This window comes from Prescottella equi (assembly GCF_020171745.1).
Classification (GTDB): Bacteria; Actinomycetota; Actinomycetes; order Mycobacteriales; family Mycobacteriaceae; genus Prescottella; species Prescottella equi_A.
Map to the genome: position 1 here is coordinate 163,237 of NZ_JAIVAH010000023.1, position 10,626 is coordinate 173,862.

Below are 10,626 nucleotides of genomic sequence, written 5' to 3' on the forward strand. Positions count from 1 at the left end.
GAGAGCTCCTCCGGACGGCCCTGTCGACACTGTTCGTGGCGCCTCGCGCGGGCGACGCCGCGCCAAGTAACTTGGGTGAATGGCCGTGTCGTCAGGTCCCGGTAGGGGCACAGCAACCACCGGTTCGGATCGCGTCGTGGTCTGGAGTCCGGACTATCTCAGCTATCGCTGGAGTCCGCAGCATCCGATGAACCCGACCCGCCTCGACCTCACGATGGCGCTCGCCGACGGACTGGGGTTGATCGACGCCGCGGAGGTCGTGCGCCCCGACGCCGCCTCCGACGCCGACCTGCTCCGCATCCACACCCCCGCCTACATAGACGCGGTCAAACTCGCGGGCGAGGCAGGCGACGGGGCACTGCCACCGGAGCTCGAGACGCGGCACGGACTCGGCACCGACGACAACCCGATCTTTCCCCGGATGCACGAGGCCAGCGCGGTGCTCGCGGGCGGTTCGCTCGCCGCCGCCAAGGAGATCGCGTCCGGCCGCGCCCGGCGCGCGGTGAGCATCGGCGGCGGTATGCATCACGCGATGGCGGACTGGGCCTCCGGATTCTGTGTCTACAACGACGCCGCGATCGCCATTTCCTGGTTGCTGGACAACGGCTTCGACCGCATCGCCTACGTCGACATCGACGCGCACCACGGTGACGGCGTCCAGCACGCGTTCCTCGGCGACCCGCGGGTGATGACCATCTCGATCCACCAGCACCCGGCCACGTTGTGGCCGAACACCGGGTGGTCGAGCGAGGTGGGAGCCGGTGCCGCCGAGGGCACCGCGATCAACCTTCCGGTCCTGCCCGGCACCAGTGATGCGCTGTGGCTGAGGGGATTCCATGCGGTGGTGCCGGCCGCGATCGCGGGATTCCGGCCGCAGATCGTGATCAGCCAGTGTGGCGCCGACAATCACCGCGAGGACCCGCTGGCGGATCTTGCCCTGACCGTCGACGGTCAGCGTGCCGCGTACCTCGCGATGCGCGACCTCGCCGACCGGTACGCGGAGGGGCGTTGGCTCGCGGTCGGCGGTGGCGGGTACGGGTTGGTCCGGGTCGTGCCGAGATCGTGGACCCATCTCATCGCCGCCGCTCTCGACCGCGAGATCGACCCCGCCACGGCGATCCCCGACAGCTGGCGTGAGAAGGCACACGCCATCGCTCCCAGCGTCGATCTGCCCACGACGATGGGCGAGGGCGGCGACACGAAGTACCTGCCGTGGGACGGCCCCGGAGGGACGCCCGAGACCGGCGTCGCCTCGATGGACCGCGCCCTCACCCGCATCGACGCGGCGATCATCGCGACCCGCCGCGCCGCATTCCCACTGCTCGGCCTCGATCCGGAGGATCCCCGTGACTGACGGCACCGCCCAAGACGGCAAGGAAGTCGATCTCGAACGCGCACGGAACTTTCCGCGGCACTGGCTCGCGGACGTGCTCGCGTCGGACGGGGGTGTCGTGCACCTGCGTCCGATCGTTCCCGAGGACGCCGACAAGCTGGTCGAGTTCCACGGCAAGTTGTCCGAACGCACCCGCTATCTGCGCTACTTCGGCCCGTACCCGACCATGTCCAAGCGCGACATCGTGAACTTCACGACGGTCGATCATCGCAACCGCGTCGCGTTCGTCGCGATCCTCGGCGACGAGATCATCGCGGTGGGCCGCTACGAACGCCTGCTCGACGTCGGCGACGGACGCTCCGCCGAGGTCGCGTTCGTCGTGGCCGACGCGCACCAGGGCCGCGGCCTCGGACCGATCCTGCTCGAGCACCTCGCGGGTGCGGCCGCCGAGAACGGTCTGAACATGTTCGTCGCCGAGGTCCTGGCCGAGAACCGCAATATGGTCTCCGTGTTTCGTGAGGCCGGATATCAGGTCAGCCGCAGTTTCGACGGGGGCGTGCTGCGCCTCGAGTTCGCGATCGACCCGACCGAGGCGCTGTTGTCGGTGCGGAACTCGCGGGAGCGCGCCGCCGAGGCCCGCAGCGTCCGCAACGTGCTCAGCCCACGATCGGTGGCCGTGATCGGCGCCTCCACCGACAGTTCCAAGGTCGGCAATGCGGTCCTGGCGAACGTGTTGCAGGGCAACTTCTCCGGCCCCGTTTACCCGGTCAACGCCGAACACCGATCGGTGCGCGGTGTCCGCGCCTATCCGACGGTGCGCGACATCCCCGACGACGTCGACCTCGCCGTCGTGGCGGTCCCGGCCGAGTCGATCGACGCGGTGCTCGACGACTGTCTCGCCAAGGGCGTCAAGGCGCTCGTGGTGGTGTCGGCGGGATTCGGCGAGACCGGGCCCGACGGAAGGGATTCCGAGCGCCGCCTCGTGCACGCGGCCCGCGCGCACGGCATGCGCTTGATCGGGCCGAACGCGCTCGGGGTCGCGAACAACGACGTGGCCGTGTCGCTGAACGCGACACTCGCGCCTGTGCTGCCCAAGCCGGGTCGGGTCGGGTTCTTCTGCCAGTCCGGCGCACTCGGCATCGCGATTCTGGACCAGGCCGCGAAACGGCACCTGGGCCTGTCGACGTTCGTCTCGGCCGGCAACCGCGCGGACGTCTCCGGCAACGACCTGCTGCAGTACTGGGACACCGATCCCGACACCGAGGTGGTGCTGCTGTACCTGGAGAGCTTCGGTAATCCCCGCAAGTTCTCCCGCATCGCCCGCCGCGTCGCCCGCAACAAACCGATCGTCGCCGTCAAGAGCGGCCGGCACGCGGTGCCCCCGGCGCTCGCCGCGACCGGCGTCGAGATGGACGACTCGATCGTGCGGTCGCTGTTCGAGCAGGCCGGCGTCGTGCAGGTCGGCTCGATCTCGCAGCTCTTCGACTGCGCGATGCTGTTCGGGTACCAGCCGCTGCCGGCGGGGCCCCGGGTCGCGGTTGTCGGCAACTCGACCGCGCTGGGTGTGCTGGCCGTCGACGCGGCGCGCCGCGAGGGCCTGCAGGTGGGCGAGCCGGTCGACCTCGGCGCGCAGGCCACCCCCGAGGTGTTCGCGGCCGCGGTGTCGACCGCGCTCGCGTCGTTCGACGTCGACGCCGTCATCGCGGTCTTCGCGCCGCCCGTCGCAGTTGCCGTCGAACCGTACGCGCAGGCGCTGCGGGAGGCCGTCGTCGACACCGACAAGCCGATCCTCACCACGTTCCTCGCGGCCGAGGGCATTCCGGACGTGCTCGCGGTCCGCGGGCCCGACGGCCATCCGACGCGGGGGTCGGTGCCGTCGTTCCCCGGCCCCGAACGGGCGGCGCTGGCCCTGGCCCGCGCGTGGCGCTATGCCGCCTGGCGGGGTCGGCCGGTCTCGAAGGTGGTCCGACCCAACGGCATCGATCCCGACCGGGCCCGCACCCTCGTCGAGGGCTGGCTGGGGGAGTCGAACGGCCGGTGGCTGTCGGACTTCGAGGCCGCGCAGCTGCTCGCGTGCTACGGCGTCCACGTGGTCGAGTTCCGTGCCGCGACCACCGCGGACGAGGCGGTCGCGGCGGCCGACGAACTGGGATATCCGGTCGCGGTCAAGGCGACCGGCGAGCTGTGGCGGCACCGCCCCGATCTCGGCGGCGTGCGGCTGGATCTGGTGGGACCGGACTCGGTGCGGCTCGCGTACCGCGACCTCGCGGCAGCGTCGGGGGAGCCGCTGCTGCACGTCCAGAAGATGGCGACCAAGGGCATCGGTTGTGTCGTCGGGGTGCAGGACGACCCGTCGTTCGGTTCGCTCATCTCGTTCGGTCTGGCCGGCGTGATCTCCGATCTGCTGGGGGATCGCGCGTACCGGGTGCTGCCGTTGACGGAGGACGAGGCGGCCGAACTGATCGACGCGCCCAAGGCCGCGCCCCTGCTGTCCGGGTACCGCAGCGCCGCGCCGGTGAACAAGCAGGCGCTCGTCGACCTGGTCCAGCGGGTGTCGGCACTGGCCGACGACCTGCCCGAGGTGCGATCGCTCGCCTGCGAGCCGGTGCTCGCGTCCGCCGAGGGCGCCCAGGTCACCGACGCCAGGGTGCGGATCGGACCCGAGCCGAGCATGGCAGACCTCGGTCCGCGTCGGCTCCGGGAGTGGTGACCCACCACTGAAGGGCCGGCAGTGCCCCGACCCGCCGAAGTGCCCCGACACAACGAAACCCGGCCGATCTCCGAACCCGAGGGGGAGGGACGGAGACCGGCCGGGAAGCCAGTGAGAAGGCCGAGAAGGTGATCGGAGGGGTCAGCTCGCGTAGGCACGCAGGCGATCGGCGCGCTCACCCTGACGGAGCTTGCCCATCACCTCGCGCTCGATCTGCCGCACGCGCTCGCGGGAGAGCCCGAACAGCTTGCCGATCTGGTCGAGGGTGCGCGGCTGGCCGTCGTCGAGGCCGTAGCGCAGGCGGATCACCTGCTGCTCGCGCTCGTCGAGGGTGGCCAGGACGCTGCGGACGTCGCTGTGCAGCAGCCCGGCGATCACCGCGTTCTCCGCCGACGTCGCCTCGGAGTCCTCGATGAAGTCGCCGAGCGGCGCCTCCTCGTCGTTGCCGACGGGCATGTCCAGACTCACCGGGTCGCGGCTGTGGTCGAGCAGGTCGGCGATCTTGTGCTCGGGGATCCCCGACTCCTGCGACAGCTCCTCGTCAGTGGCCTCGCGGCCGAGCTGCTGGTGCAGTTCGCGCTTGATCCGGGCGAGCTTGTTGACCTGCTCGACGAGATGGACGGGGAGCCGGATCGTGCGGCTCTGATCGGCCATGCCGCGCGTGATCGCCTGACGGATCCACCACGTGGCGTACGTCGAGAACTTGAAGCCCTTGGCGTAGTCGAACTTCTCCATCGCTCGGATCAGCCCGAGGTTGCCTTCCTGGATCAGGTCCAGGAGCGGCATACCGCGGCCGGTGTAGCGCTTGGCGAGCGACACCACGAGGCGGAGGTTGGCCTCGAGGAGATGACGCCGGGCCGCTTCTCCGTCCCGCACGATGGTGGCGAGGTCGCGCTTCTTGACCGCCGTCAGCCGCTTCTTGGTCGCGAGGACGTGCGCGGCATACAGCCCCGCCTCGATCCGCCGCGCCAGATCGACCTCGTCCGCAGCGGTGAGCAGTGCCGTGCGGCCGATCCCGTTCAGATAGACGCGAACGAGATCTGCTGCCGGGCTCTGGCTGTCCAGATCGGAACCGGTGGCGCGGGGTCGAGTGGTGCTGGGGCTTGTCATGACGTGCCTCCTCATCGGGGTGTCTCATATCCCTCAACGCTTCGACGGTCCGGGAAAGTTCCCCGGACGATTCGTCGTTGCCGCCCCTGACCTGCAGGTATCGCCGAGGTCCCCTGAGAAGTTCCTGAGAAGGTGCGCGCCCGGGAACGCGTCAGGCGGGTTCGATCAACCCGTGACGGACCAACGAGTGCACCAGCGGAATCGCGGAGGCGGTCAGGGACTCCTCGTCCTCGTCGTTCGCGAAGGCGAGGAGCGTGACGAGTTCTTCCAACGCCAGTCCGTCGCCGCGCATTCCCGCGAGCAGGGCCGCCGCCAGATCGTCCACTTCGTGCTGCCACCGCGGGCCGTTGCCGCGGTGCACCCGTGCGACCACCTGGTTCCAGCCGTCGTCGCCGGGCAGGAACACGCGTTCGAGGGCGGTATCGGGGCGCACGGTGAACCGTGACTCCAGTACGTCGTGCTCGCGCAGCCACGCGAGGCGGTCGAAGTAGGCGAGCGCCTCGTCGCCGAGTGGATCGCTGAAGCCGTGCCGCAGGTCCTCGCACAGGATGTCCGACGGCGCATCCGTGCGTCGCAGGTAGACGAAGCCGAACCCGACACCCTCGACGTCGGCCTCGGCGAGGTGATCGAGCCACGCCTCGGCCCGGGCCTGCACCGCAGGATCTCGCGGATCCCCGCCACCGTCGCGCAGCCACGTCCCCACGTAGAGGGCGGGGTCGGCGACGTCGCGCTGGACGATCCACGCGTCGACGCCATGGGCCGGCAGCCACGACGCGACCCGGTGACGCCAGTCCTCGCCGTCGACGTGCAGCCACGACGCGAGCATCGCGGCCGTCCCGCCGGGCGCGAGATGGTCCGCCGCGCGGGAGATCATCAGTTCGCTTGCGCCGTCGAGGTCCAGGCCCGAGTCGCGGTAGCTGTTGACCACGCGGGCCTCGCTGACCACGAACGGCGGGTTCGCGACGATCTGGTCGAACGTCCGGCCCGCGACCGGCTCGAACCACGAACCCTCGAGGATCTCGAACTCGAGTCCGTTGAGTGCCGCCGTGGCCGCGGTCAGGTCGGTTGCACGCGCGTTGACGTCGGTCGCGGTCACGGTGCCCGCGTAGTCCGCGGCACGCAGCGCCTGGATGCCGCAGCCGGTGCCCACGTCGAGCACGGTGCCGACCGGTCGGCTCGGGGTGCCCTGCAGCAACGACAGGGACGCATGCCCGACACCGATGACGTGGTCGTCGGCGGTGGGGCGCGGCCGCATCGAGCCGTCGAGATCGGACAGCACCCAGCGGGTGCCGGTGCCCAGGTCCAGTGGGCGCAGATCGAGTTCGGCGCGGACGACGTCGCCGGCGCGCGAGAGCAGTCCGGCCGCGACGGCGTCGTCGATGCCGAGCGGGCTCAGCGCGGCCGCGACGGCACCGGCATCGCAGTCGTCACCGAGCAGGAACAGTCGCACCAGCAGGCCCAGTTCGCCGCCGTCTGCGGACGCGCGGCGGACCGGCACCGGTTCGTGCCGGTCCAGGGCCGCGTGGGCCTCGGGTCCGAGGAGTTCGAGGATCGAGTCGGTGTCGAACTTGCAGCGCGTCAGCGCCGCACGAAGGGGGGCGCACACGGACAGCAGGAGATCACGGGTCACGCGAGCATTGTTGCAGCCGTCAGGTCACGACCGGCCTGCCGCGCGAGTCATCCCTCGATGGTGCGGTCGGTCCGTGATTCGATGGCGCGGGCCGAGTTGCGGTTGTCGTACCGGCTGGGCTCGTCCTTGGAGCGGGGCGGCCGGTCGTTCGCGATGAGGACCGCGATCCACGGCAGCGGGATCGACAGCGCGATGATGCCGACCGAGATCCAGGCGCTCCCGAATGCGCCGTACGCGAGGGCCGCGAGAATCAGCGCGGGAATCCGGAACGACATGATCGTCAGGTACTTCTTCACGCGCGCCCGGTGCTGATCCTCGATGGACTGCTGCGCCTCGGTGATCAGTGCCGGGTGGCGGGGTGTGCCGCTCTCTGCGGAGTCGCCGAACCCCGATGTTCTTGCCATGGTTCCACTGTTGCACTCTCGGGCGGCAATTGCACATGCGCTTGCGGCATTATTGAGGCGTGAGCACTTTGACGAAGGAACGTCCCGACACCACCACCGACGAGACGACGGACGACGATGCCCCGAAGTTCTTCCACTATGTGAAGAAGAACAAGATCGCCGAGAGTGCGGTCATGGGAACGCACGTCGTCGCGCTGTGTGGCGAGGTATTTCCGGTCACCAAGTCCGCGAAGCCCGGCTCCCCGGTGTGCCCGGAGTGCAAGAAGATCTACGACGGATTGCGCAAGGGCGGCGACTGAGTCGCCGACTCCTCGGTGGATGCGCCGCAGTCGGGCGCGTCCGCCGTTTCGGTGTCCGCGGACTGTGACCGATCAGACGTGAAGCGGATCGGTCCGGTCGCGATCCGTCGGGTGATCGCAGTGACCGGACCGGCTTCGTCGGACGCGTCGACCGCGGCCTGCGCGGCGATCCAGTCGCGGACCTGCTCCATGCGGGTGGCGCGCGCGGGCCAGAATTCCTGGATGGTGGCGTTGAACTCGGCACCGAGCACCACCGCGAATCCCAGGAAGAACGTGAAGAGCAGGAACGCGATGGGCGTCGCCAGCGCGCCGTAGGTGTACCCGGTGCCGGTCACCCAGCTCAGGTAGAGGCGCAGCACCGTGCTCGCCGCCATGAAGAACACTCCTGCCACCAGGGCGCCGGCCAGCAGACGGTGCCACGGGAGCGACTTCGGCAGCGCGACCTTGTACAGCGTCGTCAGGCCGATGATGAGCAGCAGGCCCACCGCGGGGTAGTAGAACGTGTCCACCACCTCCGACCCGAACGCATGCCACGACTCCGGGAGTACTCGGCCGATCATGGTGGGGCCGAGTGCGACGAGGGGGAGCGTGAAGACCGAGAGAATCAGGAACCCCACGTACAACAGGAGCGCGAACACCCGCTGCCACACGGGATGACGCGCGTCCTTCTGTCCGTGCGCCTCCACGATCGAGTCGACGAACGTCGAGATCGCGGATGATCCTGCCCACAGCGACAGTAGGAAGCCCGCCGAGATGATCTCGGGCCGGCCGCGGCTGAGGACGTCGGTGACGGTCGGTTCGATGATCTGGTCCACCACGTTCTCGCTGAACGCGCTGTGGCTGAAGGTGATGATCTTCGACTGGATGATCTCGACGGTGTTGGGGCCGAACCAGCCGCCGACGTAGCCGAGGCTGCCGAGCAGGCCCAGCAGTAGCGGGGGCAGCGAGAGCGTCTGCCAGAACGCGGCCGTCGCGGACTTGCCGAAGATCGAATCGCCCCAGGCCTTGCTCGCCGTCCGGCCGACAACCTGCGCACACCGCCGCAGCGGTCGGTGCCTCGTCGCTGCCGGAGTCTCGCTCATGATGCTTCCAGGATTCCTGACAACGCGTCGAGATGCTCGGTGGGGTGCGCCCGTGTCGCGAATGATTCTGCCACCGGAGGTTCGACCGGCGCGTCCGACGCCACCACGGCTGATGCTGAAACGGTCGGTGGCGGGCGCTAGGCTCCTCGGGGGTCGTTGCCGGAGATCGGGGCTCCGAGACCGTGCCGTGGCAGCAGCCGTGACCCCCGTCGGCGAAGCAAGGAGTGGGAACAACTGTGCGAATCCTGTGGCGAGGTGCGATGTGAGCGCTGAACCCGGAACTGTCGAAACTGCACCTGCTCCCACCAGCTCCCTCCGAGCATGGCAGCGGCGCGCCCTCACCAAGTACCTGGCCACCAAGCCTCGGGACTTCCTCGCGGTCGCGACGCCCGGTGCCGGCAAGACCACCTTCGCGCTGCGGGTGGCGGCCGAACTGTTGCGCGATCGGACCGTGGACCAGATCACGGTCGTCGCGCCCACCGAACACCTCAAGCACCAGTGGGCCGAGTCGGCCGCGCGCAACGGCATCGCGCTCGACTCGAACTTCTCGAATTCGACCGGACAGACGTCGGCGGACTACCACGGCGTCGTCGTCACGTACGCACAGGTCGCGTCGCACCCGTTCAAGCATCACGCCCGCACCGCGGCGCGGCGCACCCTGGTGATCCTCGACGAGATCCACCACGGTGGCGACGCGAAGAGCTGGGGTGAGGCGATCCGCGACGCGTACGGCGACGCAACCCGCCGCCTGGCGCTCACCGGAACCCCGTTCCGCAGCGACGACAGCCCGATTCCGTTCGTGACCTACGAGCCGGACAACGAGGGCCACCAGCGGTCGAAGGCCGACCACACGTACGGCTACTCCGACGCGCTCGCCGACGGCGTCGTCCGCCCGGTCGTGTTCCTCGCGTATTCGGGCGAGGCCCGCTGGCGCAACAGCGCCGGTGAGGAGTTCGCCGCCCGGCTCGGGGAGCCGCTCAACGCCGAGCAGACGGCCCGGGCGTGGCGCACCGCACTCGACCCGGCCGGCGACTGGATCCCGTCGGTGCTGACCGCCGCGAACACCCGGCTCGGCCAGCTGCGTGCCGGCGGCATGCCGGACGCGGGCGGTCTGGTCATCGCGACCGACCAGACGGTGGCCCGCGCCTACGCCAAGCAGCTCGAGGCGATCACCGGCGAGGCGCCCGCGGTGATCCTGTCCGACGACCCCACCGCGTCGAAGCGGATCGCGGAGTTCTCCAAGAGCACGCAGGCGTGGATGGTGGCGGTGCGCATGGTGTCGGAGGGCGTCGACGTGCCCCGGCTCGCCGTCGGCGTGTACGCCACCAGCGCGTCCACCCCGCTGTTCTTCGCGCAGGCCATCGGACGATTCGTGCGTTCGCGGGTGAAGGGGGAGACGGCGAGTGTGTTCTTGCCGTCCGTTCCGGTCCTGCTCGACCTGGCCAGCCAGCTCGAGGCGCAGCGCGACCACATCCTGGGCAAGCCGCACCGGGAGAAGGACGGTCTCGACGACGAGCTGCTCGCGGACGCGAACAAGCAGAAGGACGAGCTCGGCGAGGAGGAGAAGGCGTTCACCTCGCTCGGCGCGGACGCCGAACTCGACCAGGTGATCTACGACGGTTCCTCGTTCGGAACCGCCACGTTCTCCGGATCCGACGAGGAAGCCGACTATCTGGGTCTGCCCGGTCTGCTCGACGCCGACCAGATGCGCGCGCTGCTGCGGCAGCGGCAGCAGAGCCAGATCGACAAGCCCGCCGCTGGCGCGGAGGCCCCGGTGCCGCCACCGGTCCCGCAGGTCGCGCAGGTCGCGGAGCGGGTGGCCTCGGCCGGTCAGCTGGCGAATCTGCGCCGCGAACTGAACTCGCTCGTGGCGATGCATCATCACCGGACCGGTAAGCCGCACGGCATCATCCACGGCGAACTGCGCCGCGCCTGTGGCGGTCCGCCGACGGCCATCGCGACGGTGGAACAGCTCACCGATCGGATCGCGACGCTGCGGCAGTGGTGACGAAGCCCCGGAAACGCCGAAGCGGGCGACCACCGATGGTGGTCGCCCGC

Annotated in this window: 8 protein-coding genes; 4 read left to right on the forward strand and 4 right to left on the reverse strand. The window is 69.8% G+C overall.

Features of this window, described 5'->3' with window-relative positions; genetic code table 11:
* Positions 1-79: 79 nt before the first annotated feature.
* Both LCL87_RS20085 and LCL87_RS20090 read left to right on the forward strand, forming a co-directional pair.
* Positions 80-1,354 (forward strand): acetoin utilization protein AcuC, encoded by a 1,275-nt coding sequence (locus tag LCL87_RS20085; protein ID WP_225023064.1) that lies wholly within the window; start codon positions 80-82, stop codon positions 1,352-1,354.
* Entirely contained in the window at positions 1,347-4,043 is a 2,697-nt protein-coding gene (locus tag LCL87_RS20090) for a bifunctional GNAT family N-acetyltransferase/acetate--CoA ligase family protein (protein WP_225023066.1), read from the forward strand. The genes LCL87_RS20085 and LCL87_RS20090 overlap by 8 nt, the downstream gene beginning before the upstream one ends.
* A gap of 141 nt (positions 4,044-4,184) precedes the next feature.
* Here LCL87_RS20090 and LCL87_RS20095 read toward each other — a convergent pair whose 3' ends face one another.
* From LCL87_RS20095 to LCL87_RS20105, 3 genes are all read right to left on the reverse strand, one after another.
* Complete coding sequence (locus LCL87_RS20095) at positions 4,185-5,153, reverse strand: sigma-70 family RNA polymerase sigma factor (RefSeq protein ID WP_225023068.1); 969 nt, start codon at positions 5,151-5,153, stop codon at positions 4,185-4,187.
* A gap of 151 nt (positions 5,154-5,304) precedes the next feature.
* Positions 5,305-6,783 carry a DUF7782 domain-containing protein gene (locus LCL87_RS20100; protein ID WP_225023070.1) on the reverse strand — a complete coding sequence of 493 codons (1,479 nt, stop codon included), beginning with the start codon at positions 6,781-6,783 and terminating at the stop codon, positions 5,305-5,307.
* Positions 6,784-6,830: 47 nt separating this feature from the next.
* Positions 6,831-7,187 (reverse strand): DUF3099 domain-containing protein, encoded by a 357-nt coding sequence (locus LCL87_RS20105; RefSeq protein WP_225023072.1) that lies wholly within the window; start codon positions 7,185-7,187, stop codon positions 6,831-6,833.
* Positions 7,188-7,246: 59 nt separating this feature from the next.
* On the opposite strand from LCL87_RS20105, the gene LCL87_RS20110 reads away from it, so the two are divergent.
* On the forward strand, positions 7,247-7,486 hold the full coding sequence (locus LCL87_RS20110; RefSeq protein ID WP_225023074.1) for a DUF3039 domain-containing protein: 240 nt from the start codon (positions 7,247-7,249) through the stop codon (positions 7,484-7,486).
* On the opposite strand, the gene LCL87_RS20115 is transcribed toward LCL87_RS20110, so the two are convergent.
* Positions 7,456-8,568: a YihY/virulence factor BrkB family protein gene (locus tag LCL87_RS20115; RefSeq protein ID WP_225023076.1), complete on the reverse strand. Its 1,113-nt coding sequence runs from the start codon at positions 8,566-8,568 to the stop codon at positions 7,456-7,458. The genes LCL87_RS20110 and LCL87_RS20115 overlap by 31 nt on opposite strands.
* A gap of 262 nt (positions 8,569-8,830) precedes the next feature.
* Between LCL87_RS20115 and LCL87_RS20120 the strand changes: the two genes are divergently transcribed.
* Positions 8,831-10,576, forward strand: a complete 1,746-nt coding sequence (locus tag LCL87_RS20120) for a DEAD/DEAH box helicase (RefSeq protein WP_225023078.1) — start codon at positions 8,831-8,833, stop codon at positions 10,574-10,576.
* Positions 10,577-10,626: the final 50 nt, after the last annotated feature.